This window comes from Rhodococcus sp. FH8, from assembly GCF_019266085.1.
GTDB classification, from domain to species: domain Bacteria; phylum Actinomycetota; class Actinomycetes; order Mycobacteriales; family Mycobacteriaceae; genus Rhodococcus_F; species Rhodococcus_F qingshengii.
This window is the reverse complement of sequence record NZ_LPNQ01000083.1, coordinates 24,404-48,563: the sequence shown is the minus strand read 5'-3', so window position 1 is coordinate 48,563 and position 24,160 is coordinate 24,404. Positions and strand designations below refer to the sequence as shown.

The following is a 24,160-nucleotide window of genomic DNA, read 5'->3' as shown; positions in this document are numbered from 1 at the left end:
GCTTACGACACGGGCGCCACCACCTTCGACTGCTGGATCGCGGACAGGACCCTGGTACGGCACTCGATGAACAGTGGGTCTGCCTTGGTGGTCAGTTGATCTCGAGCTCCGGTCAACGGGACGTCGACGATGTCCTGCATCAATGCCGGAGTTCCGCCGAGGACGACCACTCGATCGGACAGGTACACCGATTCGTCGACGTCGTGGGTGACGAGGAGGACGGTGATGCCAAGATCACGCTGAAGCGTCAGCAGCAGGTCTTCGAGTTCCGCGCGGGTCTGCGCATCGACCGACGCGAAGGGTTCGTCCATGAGGAGTACCTGCGGCCGATAGGCGAGAGCGCGAGCTATCGCCACTCTCTGCTGCATTCCGCCGGACAACTGCCAGGGGTAGGAACGCGCAGCACCGCCTAGACCGACAACGGCAAGTGCATCGCTAACCCTCTCGTTCTGAACCTTCCGCGCCAGACCGTTGCCCCGTAGCGGCAGGCGAACGTTCTCGCCCACTCGAAGCCACGGCATCAGTGTGCGTCCGTAGTCCTGTGACACGAGAGCCAGCGTGGCCGGCGGTGCATCGATCGCGATCCCGGCGATGCGGACCTCACCGGTGGTCGGCTTCTGCAGACCGGCGATGCAACGAATCAGCGTGCTCTTGCCGATGCCGGAATGGCCGACGATGCAGACGATTTCTCCGGGTGCAATGGACAGATCGATGCCGCGGAGCACTTCGCGGCCGGTGGGACCGCCGTAGGTCACCCCGAGGCCGCTCAGTTCGACTGCGGGTATCGATGCCGCAGATTCTGTGGATGACATCAGTTTCCTTTCACTGCGAGAGCGTCGTGGGTCCGCGGCTGCCATCTGAGCAACCATCGTTCGATCACGCCGTATCCGAGGTTGAGCACGTATCCGATGATTCCCAGCAGGAGAATTCCGGACCACATGTCGGCGATCGCGAAGGTCTGTTGCGCGACGATCACGAAGTGACCGATTCCTGCAGTGGAGACGTACATTTCGCTTCCGACCATGATGACGACACCGATCGCGAGACTGGTGCGGATACCGACTGTTATCTGCGGCATCGCTCCGGGGAGGAGTACCTGCGTCACCAGGAGGGGTGTACGGATCCGGTAGCTGCGCGCCACCAATCGGATACTCGGGTCGATGGAGCGAATGCCGTCGAGGGTGTTGAGGAGTATCGGCCAGACCGCGCCGAAGGCGATGGCGGCAACGTTACCCGTCGAACCGGTTCCGAAAACGATGAAAAGAGCGGGTAATACGGCCAGCGCCGGAATAGCGCGGAAGAACTGGAGAAACGGATCGGCAATGTCGGCAGCCAGCGGGAACAGTGCCAGCAGGAGACCGGCTCCGACGCCGACCACCAGTGCCACGGCGAGACCGAAGGCAAGGTTGGTCAAGCTCGGTACGACATCGTGGGCGAATCCCGGACCGAACCAGTTGTCCACAAACGCTTTCCAGATACGCGACAGCGGCGGGAAGTAAGGCGACTTGCTCGACTCCGAACCGAAGTACCATACGACGACGATCAAGATCGGCAGCCACAACTCCCACGCGAGGAGTCGAAGTCCTGACATCATCTTCACGTCGTCATCCTCCTCGGGATGTAATGCCAGGCAAGTAAACGATTCTCGATCGCCATCACGGCGAAGGCGAGCAGCATTCCGAGTAGTCCGGCGACGATGATCAGTGCGAACATTCGATCGGGGACGGATTGGCTCAGCAGGATCTCCTTACCGAGTCCCGGCACGCCGGCGATCAATTCTGCACCGATGGTCAGCAGCAAGCTCAGTGTTGCCGAGATGCGAATCCCGGTGAAGATGTAGGGCATCGATGCCGGTGCGACGACGAGAGCGAGCCTGCGCCACAGTGGAAGTCGGAAGGATCGTGCGGTGGCCACCAGTTCCGGGTCGACGTTGCGCACACCGTGAATCGTCTGGAGCAGAATCGGCCACACACTTACTGCCACGATCAGTGCCACCGCCATCCGTTGCGTCGGGCCCATGATCAGCAGAAAGAGCGGAATGATTGCGAGCGGCGGAACGGTTCGGCAGAAGTCGATGACGAAGCGGGAGGAGACCGTCAGGAACGGGTGCGCGGCGAGCAGCAGCCCTGCCGGGATTCCGATCACCAGGCACAGTGCCAATCCGATCGCCGTGGTGGTCACCGTTTGTCCCAGTGATGTCCACAACGAGGACGTGCCGAGTTCGTTCACAAAGGCCACTGCCACGTCGCTGAACTTCGGAATACCTTGGACGTCCTCGTCGCCGAGCATTCCGAAGATCTGCCAGGCGGCTGCCAACGCGAAGAGCGTCAGCAGCCGACCGAGCAGAACCTGCCTGCGGCGAGTCTGCAGGGTTGTCAAGGCGGACAACTCAGTTGGCCGGGGTCAGCAGGGATTCGGCCTCGACCGAATCCGTCGGTACCCCGTACTTGACCAGCAGTTCGATCTCCGTGCCGAGAGCACCCGGTTCCACTACTGCGACGAACTGAGGATTCTTGCTGTTGGCCAGCATTTCTAGCGGAATCTTGGCTTGTGTCGAGAGTGCAGCCTTGACCGCGCCCGGATTCTGATTGGCGTAGTCAACTGATTTGGCAAGCGCGGTAAGGAATTTCGCGAGTGAGTCAGGGTTCGCATTGACAAACGATTCCGAAGCGACCAGCGAGGTCCCTGGCACACCGGGCGCGGCCAAGGGGAAGGGGTGGCCGAGGATCTTCAGCCCCGAGTCGGTTGCTTTACTCAGGAACGGATCGATGAGGAACGCCGCGTCGGCCCCGCCGGTGGAAACCAGGTCGCCGAGGTTGGGCATGGGCGCCTGAATGAACGAGACCTTGTTCGCTGCTCCGCCGGATTTCTCCACCGCGGCAGAGATGACTGCTTCGCTGACGGACTTCAAACCGCTGATCGCGACGGTCTTGCCTTCGAGGTCACGGAAGCCGCTGATGGAACTGTCCTTGGCGACCACGAGACCGGACTGGTCGACGCTGTCATTTGCGGCAAAATTCGTGAGCCCGCCGACAATGGTGACGGGCATGTTCTGGCTCCGTGCCTGAATTGCGGCAGCGGCAGTCGTGGCTGCCATATCTGCATTTCCGCTGAGCAACAACGGAATTTGAGCCGAGGAACTAGCGCCGCCCTCCACGAGTTGGATGTCGAGTCCCTCATCGGTGAAGTACCCCTGCTCCATGCCGAGCCAAATCGGTGCGAAGTCCGCGATCGGCTGAGGTGCGATTCGAATCGTGGTGGTCTGGGTGCCCCCGTCGTCGGAGGCCGTGGCGTCGCTCGAACAGCCTGTCAGTGCCAATGCCGCGGTCGCGACCGCGGCTAGGGCAACAACTCTGAACCGTGGTGTCGACCGAAGGGTAAGTCCAACCGTCATGTCCGAAAACCTCTCGCTGGGAAAGATATGACTTCCTTGCCGGTAATCCGGTGGGAAGGTGAAGAAGCTCAAAGAATTCCGTACGCCGGAATGATTGTTGTGACTATAGTAATTTCCTAGGCGAATGCCAAGGGTTTTCCAAGAACACGAGATTTCGGATCGCCGGGTACATCCACGGCACCGGGAGGGGATCGGATGACGAAGGGTTCTGCGTCCGCCGTCGACAAAGCGCTGGATCTACTCGAGGCCATCGCGCGCTCGACCACGCCGATGAAGCTCAGCGAACTGGCAGAAGAAGTCGGGATGCTCCGCCCGACTGCGCACCGAGTGCTCGGAGAACTCGCGAACCGTGGTTGGGTCTTCCGCTACGACGGTCGCTATCTCCCCGGCCCGGCTGCACTGCAGGTTTCCCACGAAGCGGCAGCGCATTCGTTGGCGGCCTTGTGCGATCCGACCATGCGGGTGCTGTCCGAGAGCACGGACATGATGGTGAATCTGCAGGTTCTCGAGAGCGGCGGGACGCGGATCATCGCGGCGCTGCGTCCCGAGAGACTCAAGATGATCACTCGGATGCTCGGGGATCTGCTTCCGCCGCACCGGTTCGCGGGTCCGCTCGCGTTGGTGGCGGCACTCGAGGACAACACCCGGGCGCCCTACCTGGCGATGGTGGAGAAAAGCGGCTATCCGCTGGAAGGACCCACCGGCTTTCTCGCCGACATCGCCGAGACGCAGAAAACCGGATTCGCCGTTGTCCACAAACGATCTCAGGACATCATCGGTTCGGTCTCGCGTGCAGTGTCTTCCCGCAAGGGGTCTCCGCTCTGTGCGTTGACGGTGATCGGTTTCGATACCGACTTCGATGCGAAGACGACGCGAATGGTCGAAGAACACCTGCTGCGGGCCACCGATGAAGTGCAGCAACTCCTCACTGACCACACTTCGGGCAAGCGCCCGTCCGACACAGGAGAATAAGGATGATTTCACGGACCGAGGGCTTCATCACCGTCGCAGACGGCGAACGGGTCTGGTACGAGACTGCCGGCGAGGGCCCGGATCTGATTCTCACGCACGGTCTCGGCGGAAATGCGGCCGTCTGGTACCAGCAGGTGCCCTATTTCGCTCAGCACTATCGGGTGATCAGCTGGGATCAGCGAGGATTCGGCCGCTCTACCAACGAGAACGGCAACCACGGCCCGGTAGCGGCAGTCTCTGATCTGATCGAAATCATGGACCTGTTGGCGGTTGATCGAGCGCACGTGGTCGGCCAGTCGATGGGCGGTTGGGCCGCATTGGGGACCGCGATCGCTGTTCCGGACCGGGTGGAGTCGGTAGTCCTGGCCTGCACGACCGGCGGCATTCCCGTCGGATTCGGTCCGGACAGCGCACCTCCCCTCACCGCAGCACCCGTCACCGCGCGGCCCCTGGGGGAGCATCCCGCTGTGGGCGGACGGTTGCCGAGCTTGGACATGGCGAGGGCATACCTGTACCAAGCTCTCGGCACCTTCGGTCATCGCCCACCTGACACCGAGTTCTTCCGAATTCTCAAGGCCCACAACTACTCGCCGAGCGATCTTGCCGCGGTGACGGCGCCGGTTCTGCTGATCGCGGGTGAGCTGGACGATTTGATGACACCCGAGCGGATTCGCAGCGCCGCCGAGTTCCTGCCCCACGCCGAAGTGGTCGAACTTGCCGACCGCGGCCACTCCCCCTATTTCGAGGACCCACACGCGTGGAACGAGTTGGTGGCGCACTTCCTGGCCGATGTTCGTGCGCGCCCAGTGCGCTGAAACGCCAACTCGTCACGCATATTCCAACTCCGAGGAGATCTAATGGATTCATCTCAGACCGTCGAGTTCATCCCACCCGCTTTCGATACGCCGTTCTCCACCGGAGTGCGCGTCGGAGACGTTCTGTATCTGTCGGGTCAGATCGGCATGCTCCCGGACGGGACTTTGGCCGACGGCTTCGAAGCGCAGGCTCGTCAGACCATGGAGAACATCGTGGCTTCGTTGATCGCTTACGGTTCCGGCGTCGAAGCAATCTTCAAATGTACTGTCATGCTTGACGACATGTCTCGTTGGCAGGAGTTCAACAAGGTCTACCTCGAGTACTTCCCGGCGTCGAGACTGCCGGCCCGCAGTGCGTTCGGAACAGACGGACTGGCACTGGGTGCGCACATGGAGGTCGAATGCATGGCCTACACCCCGCGGTTCTGACTGCTCGCGGGCACTAACCGTCCCAATCCACACGTTCAGCCAGGCGCAGCAATGTGCGTCGGCGTGTCGTGCTGGTTTCGCCGATGTGCGCGATCCGGCCGTAGATGTGGGCGCGGAAGTTCTCCACGCCATCCCGATTCTGTTCCTGCGCAGAAGTAGTGGCGGCATTGTGCAGCAGGGCGCGCAAGCGATCGTAGTCGTCGCGCGGATACGAGGGTTGGTCGTTGATCACCAGCCCGGTGAGGTGTTGGCGTCGATGAGGGCGCATCACCTTGGTCTTTCGTGGATGGATGGCAAACCCTTCGTCTCTGGCGATCTGCTCGACCGTCCAGAGGAGGGTGCCGACGTCGGCTACTTCGATTCCGGAGAACGCGAGGTCGTCGGCGTATCGGGTGTAGGTGAGCCAGTTCGCTTGTGCGAGTCCACTCAAGCGGATGTCGAGTTTGCGTGCGACGAGATTCGCCAGTGCAGGAGAAGTGGGTGCGCCTTGCGGAAGATGCGCGGTGCGTAGCTGTGATGCCTGTGCATACGGTAGGCCGCGCAGGGTATCGGCAGGCGTTGCAACAGTGCACAATCCGGTGAGAACGCCTGCCACTGCGGGTGGATAGCCGAGGGCGGCGAAGACGGCATGAACGCGGCTGCCGCTGATCGAAGGGAAGAACTGCGCGAGGTCCGCGCCGATCACGATTTCCGACTGTGCGTGCGGCGCTGCAAAAGTCAGAGGGCTTCGACCACGGACAAATCCGTGTGCCGCGTCGTGCGGGGGCACCAGGTCGAGGATGCGGCGCAGGATCTTCCGCTGAATTTCGCGCAATCGGGGTTTCGGTACCTCGAGGAGGCGAGCGCCGGCCTTCTTGCTGATCTGCATCGGCCGGTAGTGGCGTAGCGGTCGGGGTTTCGTGCGGAGCCATTCCCCTCGGTCGGCGAACCACTCGAGTTCGGAGATCGTCAGATCCAGTGAACGAGCCAGGTCCACACTGGTGTTGTAGCGGGGAACGTCGAACCGCCACACCGAGGTTTCATTGGTGTCCAGTGAGAGAGGAACAGGCCGCAGGCGAGGTAGTTCGCGAAGCAATCGATACAGAGTCTGCGGTTCGAACGGTGGAGCGGGCATGAGGTCGAGAACGCGCACGGCCAGGAGCGTCGGGGAAACGCCGAAGACGGTTCCGAATGCCTCCTCGAGGCCGCTGAGGGTCCACGGAGCGTCAGCGGCCGCAACGGCCAGACGACGCGCCAACTCGGGATCGAGCTCGAAGTCACGCATGATTCGACTCCGGGATGCGACGGGGCGGGGTGACCAAATCCTTTGTCCGGTGCGGCGGCAAGCACGCGGAGCGTGCCGAACGCCGGTGGACGCAGTATCCAATTCTTCTGGCCGACCCAGGGGTTACCCCTGAGACTGGTCGCGTGGACCAACTCTCACCCACGCGCCGCCGCATTCCTTCACAATGGCAGACCGTTCGGTATCTGTCACGTGTGAAGCGGATCTGTCAGGAGTGGGTCCTCAGATCGACGAACGATCCGAACCGACGAACTCGCTGATCCACGGCACGACTGCTTCGCGGACGGTGACCGCTTTCGGCAGTAGTCCGTTGCTCAGCAGGAGATCGGCCGCGCGCTGCTGCTCGTCCAGGAACTCGTCGGTGACAGGGTTGACGCCGAAAGGACGTCCGCGCAGTGCAGCTTCCCAGGCATCGAGGCTCGCGGACCCGCCACGCTTCTCGACGTCGTCGACGAAGACCTGGGCGGCTTCGCGGGGGTTGGCTTCGATCCAGGCGTCGGATTCCTGCAGGGCCTCGATGATCGCCTGGAGGGCCTCCGGGTTGGTATCCGCGAAATCGCGCCGGGTGAACCACAGTGAGGGGTGGCTGAAGAGTCCGTCGGTGGCGATCAGCGTGCGCAGTTCGTGGTTCGCTTCGATGTCCGTCAGCCCCGGGTACGCGCCAACCCAGGCATCGATGGTGCCGTCGACGAGGTCCGCTCCACCACCGCGTACGTCGGTGTCGACAGGGACGATGTCGGACCAGGTCAGCCCCGCCTGATCCAGGGCGAACAACAGAAGTGTGGTCTGCCACGATCCGTGCGCGATGCCGACGCGCTTGCCGCGCAGGTCCTCAACCGTGTTGATCTCGGACTCTGCCTTGACTACCAGGCGCCCGTTCTCCACACGTGGGCCGGAGATTCCGATGTAGACGAGATCGCGGCCCTGAGCCAATCCGGTGACGGGCGGCGTGAATCCGGTTCCGATCACGTCGTATCCGCCCTCCTCGAACAGCCAGTCCGAGTGCAGGGTCGGCAAGGCGTTTTCCGGGTTCACTGCAGGCTTGGCGGGAAGCTCACGCAGGTCCACCCACTCGACATCGGGGAGACGGCGTTCGAGGATTCCGGTGTGGCGCAGTACGAACAGCGAATTGTTGTGTGGGAAGTATCCGACGCGAACGGTCATGAGATCTACGGTTTCCTGTTCTGAATCAGTGATGGGGGTGGCTAGATGAGGCCGCGTCGACGCGCCTCGTCGGCGAGTCCGCTACGGCCCCACTGCACGACGAGGTTGGATGGATCGAATTCAACCGAACCGCCGAGGGATTCGGCGATCGCCTGGAACTGTGCGCCCTCCTCGAGGAGGACGACGAACTTCGCGAGGTCGAGCAACCCGCTGCGGCCGATGACGTTGACCCCGCCGTTGGCTTCGAAGATCGCCACCAGATCGGGATCGTGTTCGAGACGCTCGAGAATGAAATCGCCTGCAGAACGGGACCGATCGATGTGCGGCGGAATCTCTCGGGAGAGCGTCAGCCTCTGCGAAGCCGCATAGCGGATGGGTAGCGTCCGATGTGTCTGTGCCCAACCGCCGAGCCACGGTGTGTGGATGTGGACAACGCTGGTGATTTCCGGATGTTGACGGAAGACCGATGCGTAGCCGGTGACAAATCCGGCAGATCCGTTGCCGGACAGCACCTCTCCATCGAAGGTGGCGACAACCGGTGACACCGACGGATCGTTCGCCCACGGTCCCGGATCGTTCAGGGCGACCGCGATTTCGGTGCCGGGTACTCGTTCGACGAAGTTGACGGTCCCGTTGGCTGCAACGGTTCCGGTCTTGCGGAAGACGTCGAATGCTTTGTCTGCTGCTTTGCGAGCTTCTTCGACGAATGCTGCGGTATCGGTGTCGAGTCGAGTTTCGGTGGTGGTCATCGAGTCTCCAGTCCAGAAGGTGTGATCGGGGTGCGCTGCAGGAGGGGAAGAACTTCTTCGCCGACGCGGTATGCCTCTTCGAGATGCGGGTTACCGGCGAGGATGAAGGCGTCGACGCCCAGTTCGCGCAGCTCGTCGAGTCTTTCGGCGACCTGCTCGTAACTGCCGACCAGTCCGAACGCCGGTCCGCCGCGGATGAGGCTGAAGCCGCACCACACGTTGGGTTGCACTTCCAGATCTCGGTAGCCGGTGATGTGTTCGGGTACCCAGCCTTTGATGCGGGCGGCGCCCACCGAGTCACCCTGGGCTGCACGGTCGGCGGCCCCCTTGTCGACGAAGGCCCAGCCTTTCTCGATCTCGGCCCACGCGGCTTCTTCGGTGTGCCGGGCTACGACGTCGATGCGTACGGCGAATTTCGGCGTGCGTCCCAGTTTGGCCGAGTTCTCCCGCACCCCGTCGATCTTGGCTCTGAGATCGGCGTACGGCTCCAGCCAGGAAAGGTAGTAATCGGAGTGCAGTCCGGCGGCGGCGACGGCTGCGGCCGAAGATCCGGAGAAGTACACCTCGGGAAACGGTTGGCCGGCCAGTCCGGTTGGCAGTGCGGCGCCGTGGGTCTGGAAGAAGCGACCGTCGAAGTCGAAAGGTTCACCGTCCCACACACCCTTGAGGACATCGAGGAATTCGGATGTCCTGGTGTAGCGATCGTCGTGGTCGACCTTGTCGCCCCACCACAGCTGAGGCGCTCCACCTCCGCCGCTGATGATGTTGTAGACCAGACGTCCACCGGTTGCGCGCTGCAGACTGGCCGACATTCGCGCTGCCTGTACCGGGTGAAGGAACCCCGGTTGGAACGCGACCATGAAACGGTATGTGGTGGTCTCGGCGGCCAACGCTGCTGCGGTCGCCCACGGATCCTCGGTCATCGGGAAAGACGGCAGAAGTCCACCGAGGAACCCTGCGGACTCGGAAGCCTTTGCCACCGCTGCCATGTGGTCGATGTAGCTGTATCCGTCCAATTCGCCGCCGCGGATCGCGGGAGCAATGTTGCCCGGCCCGTATCCACCGGCATCGCCGCGGTTGTAGCGACGCGGAGTACGCAGCGACGCGTGGTCGCCTTCCATCCCGATCCGCCAATAGAAATCGATGCTCATGCGGTGGCCTTCTCTTCTGTGGTGGCCTTCTCTTCCTTGCGGATCCGACCCTCGGGATCGACCAGGTGCAGGAGATGCTCGCCCGCCCGGTGCAGCTCTTCGATGTGTGGCCGACCGGACAGGACGAAACCGTCCACGCCGAGATCGCGATACGACGACAATCGCTGCGCCACTTCCTCGTAGCTTCCGACGAGGCCGATACTGTGCTCGTAGCCGATGCGGTCGAATCCGGACCACAGGATGCCGCCCCGATCGATCTCGAGTGCCGCGGAATCGGATTCTCTCAGTTGCCGTTCGACGCGAGCCCAGGCTTCGTCCGCTGTTTCCCTCGCGATGATCGGGATGCGCAGGACCTTCTCGACGGTCCTGCCGAGTTCGGATGCTCGGTCGTTGAGGGTGGTGATCCGTGTCGACAACTCGTCGCCGGCAAGGGTGAACTGATGGACATCGGCATGGTGGGCCGAGAGTTCCAGAGCTTCCGGCGAGTCCCCGGTCAGATGTACTCGGGGAAAACGGAGTCCCGACAAGATGCCTCGGAATCCGCCGCCGAGTACGTCGTAGTATTCGCCGTCGAAGTCGTAACCCGTGCCGCCGAATCCGCCAGGGAGAATCTGCTCCTCGTTCCATACGCCACGGGCCACGGTCAGGAACTCCGCGGCGCGCGCGTAGCGGTCGGCTCCTCGAACCACGTCGCCGCGAGCAGCGGCGTCTTCGGGGTCCGTCTCTACCTTCACTCGCCATTCGAGACGACCTGCCGACAGGCGCTGAAGTGTCGCCGACATTTTGGCGGCGTAGACGGGGGTGCCGAAAGTGGGGTGAAACTCCACGACCACTCGCGAATGACGCGTCTGACGTAGGGCGGCGGCAGCAACGATCCAGGATTCTTCGCCATTCGGATCGTACGGTGCAACAACGCCGTCGACGCCCGACAGTTCGGCGGCGAGAACGATCTGTGCCAATTCGTCGAAGGGCCCGAAGTTTCCGGGACGAACATCGGTCGCGACGGTAGTCGGTCGCTGCGGCCCGAAGCCGCCGCGACTGTTCAGTGCGGCCACCGCCCGGCGTCCGTCACCGCGAGACGGTAGCTCCCAGTAGACGTCCGTCATTCTGCTGTGCCCTTCTGCGCAACGAGGTTGCGTGCCTGTTCCAGTGGTTCGTGCGCCACCCAGGACTGCAGGTCGAAGTCGGCGGCAAGGAAGCCGTGCGCATACAGGAATTGTTTCTGCACGCCGAGCAGGTCCACACGCTCGTCAGACAGGCTCAAATGCAGTCCGGTGTGGAAGTTCTCGCCGTACGCTGCCACCACACCTTCGGGCCCCGACTGTGTTTCGGTCTGCAGAACGGCTCGGACCTCGTCGATGTTGGCTGCGGCCCAGTCCGCCGCTCTCAGGCTCTCGGCGAGGAAACCCACGACGATGTCCGGGCGTTGTTCGAGTAGGTCGGCATGAACTGTGATCGGTCGTGGGGTGCCGTTGTTGACGCGATCACGTAGCGATGCAGTGGAATCGAGATCGACGGCCACGGCGAGGCCATGTTCGCGGGCAACTTCCTGGGCGCGGGCACCCTTGACGTAGATGGCGTCGACGTCGCCGCGTAGCAGGGATTCGACGCCCCACGTCGTGTTGCGGGTGGACGAGGCGGTGCGGACCTCGGGGGCTGCCGTCGTCGCAACCTCGACGAGAGTGACGTCGGCAAAACTCAACTCGCCGAGTCGAAGTGCGGAGGCGAAGCCGTGCAGGGCCATGGCACGGGGGCAGCTCCTGGCCTGATCTGCCGCCCAGGCCGGGATGCCGATCCGAGCGCCTGCCAGAAGACCGGCTTCTCGGATGTCGGAGTCTCCGCGCACCAGGATTGCCTGGGCCTCGTCGATCCAGGTGAGCCCGATGAGCCTCGTCGGAGAACCACTGGCACGCGCGGCCAGTGCGGGGACGTTGCCGCCTTCGCGAATGAGTCCGGAGAGGTGGTGATCGAAATGGCGCACTGCCAATTCCGGTCCGGCATCTTGCAGTACGCCGAAACGCACTCCGGATTCGTTTGCCGTCCGGTCGAGCCAACCGAGACTGTTGGCGAGGCCGCTGGCGGTGGGAACGGGGCAGCGGGTGTACCAGAGTGTGTCGATTGCGGAATCAGCGATCAATGTCATGACTGTCCTGTCCGTCGGGGAAGGTGCGACCGACGCCGAGTTCCTTCAGGAAACTCGCTCGGTAGCGCAGAGATTCGGGATCGTTCCGATCGCGGGGGCGTGGCAGGTCGATGTCGACGTCCACGGCAAACCCGCCCTTGTCGAGGATGAGCACACGGTCGGCAAGTCGTACGGCTTCGTCGACGTCGTGCGTGACGAGCAGTACTGCCGGACGGTGGCGGGCGACCAGATCGCCTACCAGGTCTTGCATTTGGAGCCGTGTCAGAGCGTCGAGGGCTGCGAACGGTTCGTCGAGTAGCAGCAGTTCAGGTTCACGGACGAGAGCGCGCGCCAATGCGACGCGTTGGGCCTCGCCGCCGGAGAGGGTGGCCGGCCAGGCGCGGTGCTTGTCCGCGAGGTTGACCTCGGCGAGTGCGTTGCGTGCATTGTCGGTCACCTGACGTGACCGTTTCTGTCCGACTGTGACATTGGCCAGAACTCGCTTCGACGGTATCAATCGCGGTTCCTGGTAGACGACCGTGCGGTCGCGTGGGACCAGCACATCACCGCTGTCCGGTGCTTCCAAACCGGAAAGCACTCGCAGCAGGGTCGTCTTGCCGGTACCGCTGGGGCCGAGGAGAACGACGAACTCGCCGCGCGTGATCTCGAGGTCGATACCACCTAGAACAGTCTTGTCACCGAACGACTTACGCACTCCGGTGAGCGAGACCGCTACCGGTGATCCGGCACGTCGCTCGGCCGCGGTGGTGCCGGTCCGCTCACGGGCTGCCAACGGCGGCAGAGGTGCTTCGGTGGATGGCAGCGAGCCGATGGTTGTATTCGTCATCGCGCCACCGACAATCTCCGCCACGGCATGGAGTACCGCTCGATCAGTCTGACGATTGCGTCGAAGATGAGTCCCAGTGCCGCGTACATGACGATGCACAGAACCATGTAGTCGGTGCGGTTGTACTCCTGCGCCAGGGTGACCAGATATCCGATGCCCTCACGTGTGCCGACCTGCTCGGCGGCGATCAATCCGGTGATGCTGAGCGACAGGCAGATTCGAAGCCCCATCAGAACACCGGGGAGGGCGGTCGGAAGAATTGCTCCGAACACCAGTCGCCAACCCGTCAGGCCGAAACCTTGTGCCGCTTCCACCATCTTGCGATCGACTCCGCGCACTCCCAGGTAGGTGTACGCGTACATGGGGGCGACGGTCGCGACGGCGATCAGGACTACCTTGAAGGTTTCGTCGATACCGAACCAGGCGATGAACAACGGAACGAGCGCGAGGAACGGAACCGCGCGGTTGATCTGCATGGTCGAGTCGATCAGTTCTTCGCCGAGCGAGGAGAGACCGGACAGAACCCCGAGCACCAATCCGACGATCACACCGACCGAAACACCGAGTGCGGCACGTTGAAGCGACGCGAGACCGAAGTCGACCAACTGACCCGACTGGTACAGCTCGGCGAATGCCGTCCACACCGCCGGAGGTCCGGCCAGGATCTCTTCGCGGATCAGTCCGGTAGCGGATCCGATCCACCATCCGGCAACCAGCAGCGCGGGCACGAGGAAGCGGAGTGGGATCGAGACCCACTTGGGCCTGCTGCGGTTGCGGCGGTAGCGGGGCGTTTCGAGTTGCGGATGCTCCACTGACGGCGACGCAGTTCGTGCGGGCCGGGTCAGCGTCACCATCGGGTCACTTCCCCTCAGTGGTGGGTGCTGCCGCTGCCGAACCTGCCACAGCACCCTGGAGGTCGAAGATCACGTCACTGCCTTTGATCGGCTGCTGGATCACCTTGTTGTCGGCGAACAACGTGGAGATCGATTCGAGGTCGGTAGCGTCGGCTGCAGTCGGGTAGCGGAAGTTGGTGATCTGGCCGCCCAGGGTGATCGCGTCGTCGAGTCGCTGTCCGGAGAGTGCGCGCGGACCGGTCTGTTCGAAGACGTTCTCGAATGCTGCCGGGTCGGCCTGCTGCTTCGCGGTGAGTTCCTGGGTGACCTCGAGGAACTTCTGGACCACTTCGGGATGCTCTTCGAGTACTACGGTGCGGCCGGCGATGATGGTGCTGTCCACGGAGTCGATGCTCGCCTCGGTTGCGATCTCGACCGCGCCCTTGGCCTTGGCCTCCTGATACGGAATCAGGAACGATGCCCAGGCGTCGACCTGCCCGGTGGAGAACGCCGACGCCGCGTCAGCCTGTTGCAGCGGAACACGTTCGACGGAATCGATCGGCACTCCGGCCTGCGTCAGGGCCTTGAGCGTGATGTACTCGCCCTTGCCTGCAGGGTTGACGGCAATGCGCTTGCCGGCCAGATCTGTGACGGTCTTGATGCCGGACTCCGGAGTGGCGATGATGCCGGCCTGGTCCTTGTTGTACGGGTCGGACGTGGCGAAGATGCGGACACCCACGTCCTTGGACAGTGCGCCGACGACGGGACTGTATGCGCCGGTTTGGATGTCGAGTTCACTGCTGTTGAAGAGTTTGAGGTTGGAGCTGAATCCCGGTGTGGTCTTGACCCATTCGATCTTTGCGCCCAGCGGTGCCAGAGCCTCGTCGTAGGTTCCGTCACGCTTGCCGACGGCGATGGCACCGGAGTTTCCGGGATCGAAGACTTTGAGCGTGAAGTCTGCGCTGGAATTGCCTGCGGCGCTGTCGGAATCGGAAGACCCACACGCCACCGCCAACCCGGCCAGCGGGATCATGGCGAGCGCAGCGGCAGCTCGTGGCAGTCGGCGGAAGCGGGACATGTATGTGGCTCCTTCAGGCGTTGAATCGTCAGAACTGACGACGATGACGCTATTGGGTGCCTGTCCGTTTTACCCCCGTTTGTTTTCTGGAGATTGGAAATCTTGACAACATCGGAAGTCTGTTCATCTGGGCTTTTGCAGGTCCACGTTCGGTTCCTTTCCATCTGATGGAAAGGATGGCCGGACTGCTGGGTCCGTGTTAGCGTCCGATTCTCAGGTCGATCAGGCCACAGCGAAAGGATCGTTCGTGACGGACGCACGCGGCGCGGGAGTTCAGACGGTAACCCGTGCCCTGACCATGCTCACATGTTTTCGCAGTGGCGAAGAACTGGGAGTCTCGGAAGTTGCGCGGCGACAAGAGCTTGCGGTCAGCACCACGCATCGATTGCTGCAGTCGCTCGTCGACGCGGGATTTCTCGAGAAGGACGACGCAACCAGTCGGTATCGCATCGGCGCGGCGCTGGCGGCTTACGGACAGGTCTCCTACCGGCAGCATCGGATCTATCTGTCCGAGCCCTATTTGGAGCAATTGGCCGCGACGACAGGAGCATCCGCCTCCCTGGCAGTGCGAAGCGGAAGTGAGGTGGTGTTGCTCGGATTCAGTCGGTGGCGCGAGGCCGACGGGCACGTGCTGCAGGGTGTCCGCCTTCCCTTGCATGCGAGCGCACTGGGGAAAGCCTTTCTGGCTTGGTCCGATGTCGACGATTCCGAGCTGGCTGCGCTGCCACGTGAAGCGACCACTCAGCGTGCGATCACCGATGTCGCCGGTATCCGCCGGGAACTGGAACTGACTCGTGAGCGAGGATACGGATTCAACGACGAGGAGTTGACCCCGGATTTCCGAACGATCGGAATTCCGATCATCGATGGATCTGGCACTGTGCGTTACGCTCTCGGGCTTCGTGGTCCGGTCGAGCTGATGATCGACGAACGGATTCCGTTTCTCGCCGACCTTGCCAAGGTGACTGCACGACAGATCGGTGAGGTCCTTCTCTGACGTGATGTGAAAGCGCTTGTGGCAGATCCGGCCGAACGTGATTACCGTTGAAGTCGAGGGCGCGATCGCACAATGGCTACGCGACGTGACCGCGTCCTCGCGAGCGTGGAGACGAGTGATGACGACGATCGGTGTCGTTGCCCTGTTGCTGGGCGTCCTGTTGATTGTGGTCGAGGCGCATGCCCCAACCGCGGGGGTGCTCGGTGCGCTTGGAGCACTCATGATCGGTGCCGGCGTCTGGATGCTCTTCACATCCGACGGTATCGGCCAATTGATCGCGATCCCGGTGACGGCGGGGGTCGCGGTAGTCGGCCTGGGCGTGGTGGCGGTAGCGAGTCGAAAAGCGCTTACCGCGCGCCGCGCTCCCGTGCGTACGGGGACGGAATCTCTTGTCGGCTCGGACGCGACCGTTCGCAGTTGGACCGGTGCGCAGGGTCAGGTCGAGCTCGACGGCGGATTATGGCGTGCTCGAATGGAATTCGGGTACGACGATTCTGTGCCCGCCGTGGGCGAATCCGTCGTCGTAGAGCAGGTTCGAGGCCTGACTCTGAAAGTGCGCCGTCGTGAACCGTGGGAGCTGCCGCTATGACCACCGTGCTTGTCGTGTTGTCCGTGTTTGTCGTGCTGATTGCAGTCCTTGTGGGCATGTCGGTGAGAGTTCTGCGCGAGTACGAGCGCGCGGTGGTGTTCCGCCTCGGTCGACTGATCACCTTGAAGGGTCCTGGTCTGGTGATTCTGGTGCCGGCGATCGATCGCATGGAGCGGGTCAGTCTGCGAACCGTCACGCTGAAGATACCGGTCCAAGAAGTGATCACTCGCGACAACGTCCCCGTGAAGGTCACCGCCGTCACGTACTTTCGGGTCGTCGACGCTGACCGTTCGATAGTCGAGGTCGAGGATTTTCTGGCCGCCACCTCACAGATCGCCCAGACCACACTGCGCTCCATTCTCGGTAAAGCTGAGTTGGACTCGCTGCTCTCCGAACGTGAACGCCTCAACGAGGACTTGCAGAAGGTAATCGATCAGCAGACCGAGCCGTGGGGAGTCAAGGTCACGACCGTCGAGATCAAGGACGTCGAGATTCCGGCCAACATGCAGCGCGCCATCGCCAGGCAAGCAGAGGCCGAACGAGAGCGGCGAGCCAAGATCATCAACGCCGACGCAGAGTTTCAGGCTTCGGCCAAGCTCGCCGAGGCGGCCGAGGTGATCAGCCGCAATCCGACCACCCTGCAGTTGCGTTATCTACAGACGCTTCACGAGATCGGTAGTGAGAACAACTCCACCGTTGTCTTCCCCTTGCCGCTGGATCTTGTCCGGCCCTTTATCGGTGGCGGAGTTGCGGCAACTCCCGCGACCCAAGAACCTGCCCGTTTCGCCTGGAATGCGAAAGTTGTTGATTAGCATCTAGTTTCGGTTCTCCATCCCTTGTATTCGAAACTATGTTCGATTAAACTTTGAGCATGGACAGTCGGGATGCGTGGCAACTGGATGGCGAGGACCTCAAGGGTGAGGTTCTGGATCTGGTGCGTGTCCGGCACGAGTTGCAGTCGCGGATGGTGTTGCTGATCGTGGAGATGTTTTCCCGGGAGGTTCTCGGTGGGAAGGGTTTTCGGGCGATCGCGCAGTGGTTGCATGGTTCGACGAATCTGGAGATCGGTGAGTGCAGTCTGCTGGTCGGGTTGGCGCGGTTGTTGATGCTCGAACCCGTTGTGGGCGATGCGTTTCATCGCGGTGACGTGGATGCGTTGAAAGCCCGTCAGGTGGCGTCGTTTTGTCAGCATCCGCCCAAGAACATGACCCTGGCGGATGTGGACAAGGCCCGCGGGATCTTGCTTGGCCTGGCGTCGAAGAACATCGCGGATTGTGATGCGGTGCGGGCGGCGATCCGGCGGATCGAGAAGCAGTACGGAAAACGCGAGGACGGCGTTCCGGTTGGTGAGGATTCGGAGCGTAACGAGTTTTACGCCTCGAAAGGCTTGTACGGGCGAGTGTCGGTGAAGGGTGATTTGGATGCGATCAACGGGGCCCGTCTGATCACGTTGCTGTCGAGCCTGTCGGCGCCGACGCCGGAGAAGGACGGCGTCAAGGACACCCGCACGCCGGCGCTACGGCGCGCGGACGGGTTTTGCGAACTACTGCGGCGGTACGAGCGGGCGGGGTTGGGTCCGATCGAGGGCGGGGTGAAACCGCACATCACCGTTACCGCGTCCGCGAAAGACATGACGGACCTGCAAGCGTTGAAAGACCTCCTGCCGTCCACGGAGGAGTTGGGTTTCGCGTGGACGGATTGGGTGGGCCCGATCAGTATCGATACCGCCCGGATGTTGGCCTGCGACTGCACCGTGACGCGAATTTTGTTGGATGAGAATGGTGTTCCGCTCGACTGCGGTAAGGAAGCGAGAACGGCGACGGTGCCGCAGCGGCGGGCTCTTGCGGTTCGGGATGGTGGGTGTGCGTTTCCGGGGTGCGGGACACCGTCGGGGTGGTGCGATGCCCATCATATTGTTCACTGGAACGATGGCGGCCCAACAGATCTCGATAATCTGGTCTTGTTGTGTGGTCATCATCATCGGACACTGCACCACACCGAATGGCGGGTGGAGATCGAGCCGGATCGGAAGACAGTGTTCTATCCACCGATGTCGATCGACCCGTATCAACAGCCGATCGGCGGGAACAGCCCACCCACAGCAGCCTGAACGGGCGCAACTGAATACGTACACACCGGGGCTTAGCCATGCCCCGGTGTGTACGGCGTGTGCGGTCAGAGCATCGTCGAGATATGGTCCGGCAGCGCGACACCGGAGTCGAGATCCTCGGACGGGATCGGTTCACCGAAGTGCGTAGCTGCGGGAACTACTCCAGCCCAAACGGTTTCGATACCGATGTCGGCGGCATCGTCACCGGGGCCGCCGGTGCGAGCCTTGACGGAAGCCTCGTACAACGGCAGCGCAAGAACGATGGTTGCCACCATTTCCTTGCGCGTGTGATCCCGCAAGTGTTGGGAACGTCCGGGAACCACCTGGTCGACGATCAGATTCAAAGCCTTCACGCGTTCGTCGCCGTCGGTCACGACTCGAGGTGATCCGATGATGACGCCGCTGCGGTAGTTCATCGAGTGGTGGAAGCCCGACCGAGCCAACACGAGCCCGTCGAGGATCGTGATGGTGATGCAGATTTCGCTGTCGGGAGCCAAGCTCCGTGAAGCGACTGAACCGTGAACATAAATAGATCCGCCGCGGTCGGGGCCGTCGAGGTCGAACCCGTAGGCGGTGGGAAACACCATGGGAACTCCGCCGACGGTCACACCCATGTGGCACAGCTTCGCGGACTGCAAGACGTCGACGAGTGCCGCGCGTTCTGCGACGCCGTGGTGGCGGGCGCGCTTGTGCGTCGTACGTGCTGTCGGGGACAGCGGAACAGGTGCAGTGGGGGCAGGAGCAGGGGCAGCAAAGACAACGGAATCTGTCATGCAGACAATGCTGGTGGCAAAGTGGCTTCAAGTCATGGTCCAATCAGTGGAGACTTCGATAGGCCACTTCGATTTGCCACTTCCGGGAGGGTTCTGAATGTTTCTGCCTTCGGCGGTAGCCGTGGTCCTCGATCGGACAGATCGGCGGGCGCTCCCGGTCCAGATTGCCGACCACCTGAGAGCTGATATCCGCAGTGGTAAGGCGGCAGTGGGTCTGAGGTTACCCAGTTCCCGGAAGCTGGCGGCGGAGCTCGAGGTGGCGCGGGGCGTCGTGGAACGGGCGTATGAGCAGTTGATCGCCGAGGGTTGGCTTGTCGCTGTGCACGGCTCAGGCACCTTCGTTGCCGAGGCGCCCTCTCCCGCGCCCTCTCCCACGACTACACCGAAGAAGGCCGCCGACAAGATGTCACCCAGAGTGCAGCTCCGGCCGGGCGTGCCGTGGACGCCGCCGCGTGCATCGGCAGCGTGGCGGCGGGCGTGGCGTGACGTCGGGTCCAAACCGCCACCTTTCGAGGATCCCGATCCTGCGGGTGACTACGAATTGCGTTCGGCACTATCGGAATTGCTGGCAAGAGCCCGCGGAATGTCGGTTGAACCCGAGAGAATCCTGATCACCTCAGGTGCCACGCATGGTCTCGGCCTCGCCCTGTCGGCTCTGCGTACCCGTGGTGCTGTTCTGGCGATGGAAGATCCCGGATACCGGTATGCGTCCTCGGCCGCAACAGCCTGTGGATGGTCGCTGCTCGACGTGCCCGTCGACGCTCATGGTCTCTGTGTCGACCAACTCGAAACTGCGTCGGAGAGCGTCCGTGGCGTGTATGTGACACCGTCCCATCAGTATCCGACGGGTGGGCTGCTTCCGGTAGGTCGGCGCAACCAGTTGATCGAGTTCGCCCGCGTCCGCGACGTCGTCCTGTTCGAGGACGACTACGACTCCGAATTCCGTTACGACGTAGCGCCTTTGCCTGCGCTTGCCCAGTTGGCTCCTGATCGGGTGGTGTATCTCGGAACAGTTGCCAAGACGCTCGGCGCCGGAATTCGATTGGGCTGGTTGGTAGCTCCCCTCGACCTGGTCGACCGCATAGCAGTACACCGCAAGCGAATCGGCGACTTCCCGTCGGTTCCGCTGCAGCAAGCACTCCTGTCCCTGCTCCGTGACGGCGAATGGGATCGAGCGGTGCGTACCGCCCGGCGCAGGTACCGGGAGCGTGATCGGGCGGTCGAGGAAGCGCTGTCATCGTTCGGTGAACTGCGGGGTCTCGGCGCCGGCATGCACACGACGCTCATGCTCGACGCGGATCTGGCAGCCGCCGTCGCTCGCGAGGCACTTGAACACGGCGTCGAAGTGCCCACCCTGGTCGAGTCCACCCGAACGCACGGAGACCCCGGCGGATTGGTCATCGGCTACGGACGGGTGGAATCCGCGGACCTCGAATATGCGCTCGAGGTGATAGCCGAGTGCCTCGCACGTCACAGCGCGTGAAGTCTCGTTGATCGGGAGTGCGGCAACGGATGGGCGTGGTCCAGTTCTAGCGTCTGCTCGTGACGATCCGAAGCCAGACCTTTCCGCACCTGCTCGCACCAGGCACCATCGGCCCGATGACCGTGCCCAATCGCGTGGTTCTCCCTGCGATGGACATGAACCTGTGTGAAGACGGGGAAATCGAAAAGGGCGACATCGACCACTTCGTGGCGCGTGCAGCTGGTGGAACGGGTCTGATCATCACCGGTTGCTGCGCTGTTGCGTATCCGCTGGGCTGCACCAGCCGCAAGGAACCGGGGCTTTCGGAAGACCGGTTCATCCCCGGTCTCAAGGCGTTGGCCGACGCAGTCCACGACGCAGGCAGCAAGCTCTGTGTGCAGATGACACACCACGGCAAGGTGGCGCGCATCGATACCCTCGACGGCCGACCGCAGTTGGTCCCGTCCACGCCGAAGCCGCCGGGTGACATGAGCGCGATGGCCGATTGCACGCCAGAAGAACTGGGCAAGATGGCTGCCATCAACGAGGGCAAGAGGGCTACGTACCACGAGGCAACCAAGGAAGATCTTGATTGGCTGGTTCGCATGTTCGCCGAGGCTGCCGGACGGGTGAAGGCGGCGGGCGGCGACGCCGTCGAGATTCACTGTGCCCACAACTACGTCCTCGGAGCGTTCCTGAGTCGGTACACGAATCAGCGCAGCGACGAGTACGGAGGTTCCATGGAGAACCGTGCTCGCCTCGCTTGTGAGGTCATTCGGGCGGTCAAGGAGGAGGTCGGTGGTGCGCTCGCCGTCATCGTGCGTCTGGCCGGTCAAGAGTACGGCGAAACCGACGGGCTGACGGTCGACGAGGCTGCTGCGGCCGCGAAGATGTTCGAAGAGGCCGGCGCTGACGCCATTCACGTCACCGGTACCGCGCTGAATGCTTTTGCCAACTTCACCGACGGCCCCCTGCCCGACAAGGTCGGCTACTACACCGACAATGCAACGCGAATCAAGCAGGCGATATCGATCCCCGTGATCACGGTCGGACGTATGCTCCCCGAGGTCGGCGAGAAGATGATCGCGGAAGGTCGCACGGACTTCGCCGCAATGGGCCGCCAGCTCCTGGCCGATCCACAGTTGGTGAACAAACTCAAAGACGGTTTACCCGAGCGGGTTCGGCCTTGCATCAATTGCTACGTCTGCGTGCAGGAGAACTTCTGGGACGAGACCCCGCTGTGCGCGGTGAACCCTGCCCTGGGCAACGAAGCGCTTCTCCCCTTCGTTCGGACCAGCACTCCGAAACACATTGTTGTGGTCGGAGCGGGCCCCGGTGGTCTCGAAACGGCTCGCGTGGCCGCTGAACGTGGGCACCGAGTCACGGTGTTGGACAAATCCGATCGCCTCGGCGGCACCCTGTGGTTCTCGAGCCTCACTACCCCGGACAACGGGCGTCTGCTCAGCTGGTTGAAAGTGGAAATCGAGCGTCTCGGTGTCGATGTTCGACTGAAGACCGAAGCCTCGGTTGCCTCGATCCGGGCACTGAACCCCGACGCCGTAGTCGTGGCCACCGGTGCAGTCCGTGAGCGGCCTAGCGTTCCGGGCGGTGATCTCCCGCACGTGCACACCGGTGATTCGTTGCGCGCGTTGATGACCGGAGCGGGAGACGTCTCACAGGTACCGCCGTTCCTGCGGACGATGGCCAAGTTGGGCAAGCTGTCCGGTATCACCAAGAGCCCCGCGGCGATCCGAGCTGTGACCCGCAAGTTCCTGCCCATGGGTAAGGACGTTGTCGTGATCGGTGGTTCGCTTGTCGGACTCGAGCTCGCGGAGTTCCTGGCCGAGCGAGGTCGCAATGTGACGCTGATCGAAGAAGGCCAGCAGTTGGGCATTCCGATGGCGATGCCGCGCCGCTGGACGGCGGTGCGGCACGCCAAGCATGTCGGCGTGAACATTCACCGCAATTCAACGGTGCAGGGCATCACCAAGGAGCACGTCGAATTCCGTTCCGGTGACAAGACACTGACCGCTCCGGCCGACATGGTTGTCGTCGCCTCGGGAGTGTCGGCGCAGGCGCCACTGGCCGACGCTCTGATCGGCGTCGTCTCCGACGTGCACGTGGTCGGTGACGCGGTGAACGTCGACTACATCGAGGGCGCGATGCACACGGCGTGGAAAGTCGCGATGGATCTTTGACCCATCCCCTAGGTAGCGCTTTGTGCCGCAACGATGTCCGGCCACCAGCGGGCCGCGACATCGGGGTGCGCACGTAGTCGACTCTTGAGGGCGTTCGCCCCGTAGGAATCGTGGATCGGGTTGTTCGCGTCCACGGTGACGCCGGTGGCGCGCGCCGCGAGCTCAGGCGGTAGGTCGAACTCCGGGATCTGCGCTGCGTAGTTCGGGTTGAAGAAGAACGGCACCGAGATACGTTCACCGTCGCCCTCGGGTGAAACTACCCGGTGCACAGTCGCTTTCAAGTAGCCACCGGTAGCGACCTCGAGCAGTTCGCCGATGTTGACCACCAGCGCCCCGTCGATCGGCGGCGCGTCGATCCAGTCGCCGTCGTGCTCGACCTGCAGACCGCCTTTGCCCGGTTCGACATAGAGCAGAGTCAGCACACCCGCGTCCTTGTGTCCGCCGACGCCCTGGGAGCCGGCACCTTTCGGGCGGCCCGGGTAACGCACCACCTTGATGAGGATCGACGGATCGTGAGCGAACGCGTCGTCGAAGATGTTCGCATCCTGGCCCAGGGCTACCGCCCATTCGCGTAAGAGGCTCAATGCGATCGAGGTGAGTGTGTCGTTCCACTCGGTGATGACGTCGCGAAGTTCGGGAAGGGCGTCGGGCCACTGGTTGGGGCCCTGCAGGATCGCCCAGGCCGGTGAGGTGTCGGTGCGCTCGGCCGCGGGCTGTTCGGCCCCGATGTCGATCTGCTCGCGCCAGTCCTGCTTGCCTTCGGTCAGTTCGCCGCCGAGCCGGGTGTACCCACGGAAGTGCGGGCTGCGGACGTTCTCGATCGCGAGCTTCTCGGCAGTGGGAAGCGCGAAGAACTCGCGGGCGACGTCGAGGAGGCGTCGCTGCAGTTCGTCGGGAATCCCGTGGCCGACCAGGTAGAAGAATCCGACCTCGTGGGTGGCCTCGCGGAGCTGAGTGCGGAACTGCTCGGCGGTGTCGGGGTTCTGCGCAAGCGACAGATCGAGCACTGGCAGCGACGTAATCGACATGGGGTCCTCGATCCGTGTGATGGTTCTGATGTCCATCATTCCACGCTGAGCGGCACCCGGACCCGCACGGCAATTCGGCAGCCGCAGGCGTGATTACCCGCGCGGATGCGGAAACACCCTGCGGATAACAGAATCGGGGCCTTGCGCCGTTGGCGCAAGACCCCGAA

The 24,160-nt window shown here is 62.8% G+C and carries 24 protein-coding genes; 9 read left to right on the top strand and 15 right to left on the bottom strand.

Translation table 11 applies throughout. The annotated features are described in order from the left end of the window. Window positions 1–2: 2 nt before the first annotated feature. From ATN38_RS30560 to ATN38_RS30545, 4 genes are read right to left on the bottom strand one after another with little or no spacing between them, the layout of a single operon-like run. The gene (locus ATN38_RS30560) at window positions 3–812 is read right to left on the bottom strand and encodes an ABC transporter ATP-binding protein (RefSeq protein ID WP_075834991.1); all 810 of its coding nucleotides are present in this window, start codon (window positions 810–812) and stop codon (window positions 3–5) included. Continuing rightward, window positions 812–1,594 (bottom strand): ABC transporter permease, encoded by a 783-nt coding sequence (locus ATN38_RS30555; protein ID WP_218959922.1) that lies wholly within the window; start codon window positions 1,592–1,594, stop codon window positions 812–814. Before ATN38_RS30555 ends, ATN38_RS30560 begins: the two co-directional genes overlap by 1 nt. A 2-nt stretch (window positions 1,595–1,596) precedes the next feature. After that, window positions 1,597–2,379, bottom strand: a complete 783-nt coding sequence (locus ATN38_RS30550; protein ID WP_218749315.1) for an ABC transporter permease — start codon at window positions 2,377–2,379, stop codon at window positions 1,597–1,599. A gap of 10 nt (window positions 2,380–2,389) precedes the next feature. Next, on the bottom strand, window positions 2,390–3,394 hold the full coding sequence (locus ATN38_RS30545) for an ABC transporter substrate-binding protein (RefSeq protein ID WP_218749314.1): 1,005 nt from the start codon (window positions 3,392–3,394) through the stop codon (window positions 2,390–2,392). A 195-nt stretch (window positions 3,395–3,589) separates the two neighbouring features. Between ATN38_RS30545 and ATN38_RS30540 the strand changes: the two genes are divergently transcribed. The 3 genes from ATN38_RS30540 to ATN38_RS30530 are packed head-to-tail and all read left to right on the top strand — an operon-like array spanning window position 3,590 to window position 5,610. Further along, a complete protein-coding gene (locus ATN38_RS30540; protein WP_007735498.1) occupies window positions 3,590–4,366 on the top strand; it encodes an IclR family transcriptional regulator in 777 nt (258 codons plus the stop codon). A gap of 2 nt (window positions 4,367–4,368) precedes the next feature. Next, the gene (locus ATN38_RS30535; protein WP_050656903.1) at window positions 4,369–5,181 is read left to right on the top strand and encodes an alpha/beta fold hydrolase; all 813 of its coding nucleotides are present in this window, start codon (window positions 4,369–4,371) and stop codon (window positions 5,179–5,181) included. A 42-nt stretch (window positions 5,182–5,223) separates the two neighbouring features. Further along, complete coding sequence (locus ATN38_RS30530) at window positions 5,224–5,610, top strand: RidA family protein (RefSeq protein ID WP_050656904.1); 387 nt, start codon at window positions 5,224–5,226, stop codon at window positions 5,608–5,610. 13 nt (window positions 5,611–5,623) lie between these two features. Here the strand turns inward: ATN38_RS30530 and ATN38_RS30525 are convergent, their stop codons facing one another. The 9 genes from ATN38_RS30525 to ATN38_RS30485 form a co-directional block, all read right to left on the bottom strand. Next, complete coding sequence (locus ATN38_RS30525) at window positions 5,624–6,874, bottom strand: reverse transcriptase family protein (RefSeq protein WP_007735500.1); 1,251 nt, start codon at window positions 6,872–6,874, stop codon at window positions 5,624–5,626. 240 nt (window positions 6,875–7,114) lie between these two features. Beyond that, window positions 7,115–8,056: an ABC transporter substrate-binding protein gene (locus ATN38_RS30520; protein ID WP_003946000.1), complete on the bottom strand. Its 942-nt coding sequence runs from the start codon at window positions 8,054–8,056 to the stop codon at window positions 7,115–7,117. 41 nt (window positions 8,057–8,097) lie between these two features. Continuing rightward, window positions 8,098–8,805 (bottom strand): class II aldolase/adducin family protein, encoded by a 708-nt coding sequence (locus ATN38_RS30515; protein ID WP_065456452.1) that lies wholly within the window; start codon window positions 8,803–8,805, stop codon window positions 8,098–8,100. After that, window positions 8,802–9,956: an LLM class flavin-dependent oxidoreductase gene (locus ATN38_RS30510; protein WP_007735501.1), complete on the bottom strand. Its 1,155-nt coding sequence runs from the start codon at window positions 9,954–9,956 to the stop codon at window positions 8,802–8,804. The genes ATN38_RS30515 and ATN38_RS30510 overlap by 4 nt, the downstream gene beginning before the upstream one ends. Continuing rightward, window positions 9,953–11,062, bottom strand: a complete 1,110-nt coding sequence (locus tag ATN38_RS30505; RefSeq protein ID WP_218749313.1) for an LLM class flavin-dependent oxidoreductase — start codon at window positions 11,060–11,062, stop codon at window positions 9,953–9,955. Before ATN38_RS30505 ends, ATN38_RS30510 begins: the two co-directional genes overlap by 4 nt. Beyond that, window positions 11,059–12,099, bottom strand: coding sequence for an ABC transporter substrate-binding protein (locus ATN38_RS30500; protein ID WP_218749312.1), 1,041 nt, complete (start codon window positions 12,097–12,099; stop codon window positions 11,059–11,061). The genes ATN38_RS30505 and ATN38_RS30500 overlap by 4 nt, the downstream gene beginning before the upstream one ends. Next, window positions 12,083–12,925, bottom strand: a complete 843-nt coding sequence (locus ATN38_RS30495) for an ABC transporter ATP-binding protein (protein WP_030537943.1) — start codon at window positions 12,923–12,925, stop codon at window positions 12,083–12,085. The genes ATN38_RS30500 and ATN38_RS30495 overlap by 17 nt, the downstream gene beginning before the upstream one ends. Further along, window positions 12,922–13,779: an ABC transporter permease gene (locus ATN38_RS30490; protein ID WP_003946011.1), complete on the bottom strand. Its 858-nt coding sequence runs from the start codon at window positions 13,777–13,779 to the stop codon at window positions 12,922–12,924. The genes ATN38_RS30495 and ATN38_RS30490 overlap by 4 nt, the downstream gene beginning before the upstream one ends. A gap of 4 nt (window positions 13,780–13,783) precedes the next feature. Then, window positions 13,784–14,836: an NrtA/SsuA/CpmA family ABC transporter substrate-binding protein gene (locus ATN38_RS30485; RefSeq protein ID WP_218749311.1), complete on the bottom strand. Its 1,053-nt coding sequence runs from the start codon at window positions 14,834–14,836 to the stop codon at window positions 13,784–13,786. A gap of 247 nt (window positions 14,837–15,083) precedes the next feature. Between ATN38_RS30485 and ATN38_RS30480 the strand changes: the two genes are divergently transcribed. The 4 genes from ATN38_RS30480 to ATN38_RS30465 all read left to right on the top strand — a co-directional run bounded on the left by ATN38_RS30480 (window position 15,084) and on the right by ATN38_RS30465 (window position 18,532). Continuing rightward, a complete protein-coding gene (locus ATN38_RS30480; protein ID WP_030537941.1) occupies window positions 15,084–15,833 on the top strand; it encodes an IclR family transcriptional regulator in 750 nt (249 codons plus the stop codon). 118 nt (window positions 15,834–15,951) lie between these two features. Then, entirely contained in the window at window positions 15,952–16,422 is a 471-nt protein-coding gene (locus ATN38_RS30475) for an NfeD family protein (protein ID WP_007735511.1), read from the top strand. Beyond that, window positions 16,419–17,234, top strand: a complete 816-nt coding sequence (locus ATN38_RS30470) for a slipin family protein (protein ID WP_003946040.1) — start codon at window positions 16,419–16,421, stop codon at window positions 17,232–17,234. The genes ATN38_RS30475 and ATN38_RS30470 overlap by 4 nt, the downstream gene beginning before the upstream one ends. Window positions 17,235–17,293: 59 nt before the next feature. After that, complete coding sequence (locus tag ATN38_RS30465; RefSeq protein ID WP_218749310.1) at window positions 17,294–18,532, top strand: HNH endonuclease signature motif containing protein; 1,239 nt, start codon at window positions 17,294–17,296, stop codon at window positions 18,530–18,532. A gap of 65 nt (window positions 18,533–18,597) precedes the next feature. Here the strand turns inward: ATN38_RS30465 and ATN38_RS30460 are convergent, their stop codons facing one another. Then, window positions 18,598–19,305 carry a pyridoxamine 5'-phosphate oxidase family protein gene (locus tag ATN38_RS30460; protein ID WP_007735513.1) on the bottom strand — a complete coding sequence of 236 codons (708 nt, stop codon included), beginning with the start codon at window positions 19,303–19,305 and terminating at the stop codon, window positions 18,598–18,600. 97 nt (window positions 19,306–19,402) lie between these two features. On the opposite strand from ATN38_RS30460, the gene ATN38_RS30455 reads away from it, so the two are divergent. Together ATN38_RS30455 and ATN38_RS30450 are read left to right on the top strand one after the other, a co-directional pair. Further along, on the top strand, window positions 19,403–20,788 hold the full coding sequence (locus ATN38_RS30455) for a PLP-dependent aminotransferase family protein (protein ID WP_218749309.1): 1,386 nt from the start codon (window positions 19,403–19,405) through the stop codon (window positions 20,786–20,788). Between the two features lie 59 nt (window positions 20,789–20,847). Continuing rightward, a complete protein-coding gene (locus ATN38_RS30450) occupies window positions 20,848–22,965 on the top strand; it encodes an NAD(P)/FAD-dependent oxidoreductase (protein ID WP_042448054.1) in 2,118 nt (705 codons plus the stop codon). A gap of 8 nt (window positions 22,966–22,973) precedes the next feature. Here ATN38_RS30450 and ATN38_RS30445 read toward each other — a convergent pair whose 3' ends face one another. Continuing rightward, window positions 22,974–24,032, bottom strand: a complete 1,059-nt coding sequence (locus tag ATN38_RS30445) for an isopenicillin N synthase family oxygenase (protein ID WP_230793187.1) — start codon at window positions 24,030–24,032, stop codon at window positions 22,974–22,976. Window positions 24,033–24,160: the final 128 nt, after the last annotated feature.

Coding starts and splice junctions, on each gene's coding strand:
- ATN38_RS30520 (WP_003946000.1), bottom strand. CDS start 8,056: ATGACCGTTCGCGTCGGATACTTCCCACACAACAATTCGCTGTTCGTA.
- ATN38_RS30445 (WP_230793187.1), bottom strand. CDS start 24,032: ATGATGGACATCAGAACCATCACACGGATCGAGGACCCCATGTCGATT.
- ATN38_RS30515 (WP_065456452.1), bottom strand. CDS start 8,805: ATGACCACCACCGAAACTCGACTCGACACCGATACCGCAGCATTCGTC.
- ATN38_RS30545 (WP_218749314.1), bottom strand. CDS start 3,394: ATGACGGTTGGACTTACCCTTCGGTCGACACCACGGTTCAGAGTTGTT.
- ATN38_RS30535 (WP_050656903.1), top strand. CDS start 4,369: ATGATTTCACGGACCGAGGGCTTCATCACCGTCGCAGACGGCGAACGG.
- ATN38_RS30525 (WP_007735500.1), bottom strand. CDS start 6,874: ATGCGTGACTTCGAGCTCGATCCCGAGTTGGCGCGTCGTCTGGCCGTT.
- ATN38_RS30560 (WP_075834991.1), bottom strand. CDS start 812: ATGTCATCCACAGAATCTGCGGCATCGATACCCGCAGTCGAACTGAGC.
- ATN38_RS30510 (WP_007735501.1), bottom strand. CDS start 9,956: ATGAGCATCGATTTCTATTGGCGGATCGGGATGGAAGGCGACCACGCG.
- ATN38_RS30475 (WP_007735511.1), top strand. CDS start 15,952: ATGACGACGATCGGTGTCGTTGCCCTGTTGCTGGGCGTCCTGTTGATT.
- ATN38_RS30470 (WP_003946040.1), top strand. CDS start 16,419: ATGACCACCGTGCTTGTCGTGTTGTCCGTGTTTGTCGTGCTGATTGCA.
- ATN38_RS30555 (WP_218959922.1), bottom strand. CDS start 1,594: ATGATGTCAGGACTTCGACTCCTCGCGTGGGAGTTGTGGCTGCCGATC.
- ATN38_RS30540 (WP_007735498.1), top strand. CDS start 3,590: ATGACGAAGGGTTCTGCGTCCGCCGTCGACAAAGCGCTGGATCTACTC.
- ATN38_RS30490 (WP_003946011.1), bottom strand. CDS start 13,779: ATGGTGACGCTGACCCGGCCCGCACGAACTGCGTCGCCGTCAGTGGAG.
- ATN38_RS30465 (WP_218749310.1), top strand. CDS start 17,294: ATGGACAGTCGGGATGCGTGGCAACTGGATGGCGAGGACCTCAAGGGT.
- ATN38_RS30500 (WP_218749312.1), bottom strand. CDS start 12,099: ATGACATTGATCGCTGATTCCGCAATCGACACACTCTGGTACACCCGC.
- ATN38_RS30460 (WP_007735513.1), bottom strand. CDS start 19,305: ATGACAGATTCCGTTGTCTTTGCTGCCCCTGCTCCTGCCCCCACTGCA.
- ATN38_RS30485 (WP_218749311.1), bottom strand. CDS start 14,836: ATGTCCCGCTTCCGCCGACTGCCACGAGCTGCCGCTGCGCTCGCCATG.
- ATN38_RS30505 (WP_218749313.1), bottom strand. CDS start 11,062: ATGACGGACGTCTACTGGGAGCTACCGTCTCGCGGTGACGGACGCCGG.
- ATN38_RS30455 (WP_218749309.1), top strand. CDS start 19,403: ATGTTTCTGCCTTCGGCGGTAGCCGTGGTCCTCGATCGGACAGATCGG.
- ATN38_RS30530 (WP_050656904.1), top strand. CDS start 5,224: ATGGATTCATCTCAGACCGTCGAGTTCATCCCACCCGCTTTCGATACG.
- ATN38_RS30495 (WP_030537943.1), bottom strand. CDS start 12,925: ATGACGAATACAACCATCGGCTCGCTGCCATCCACCGAAGCACCTCTG.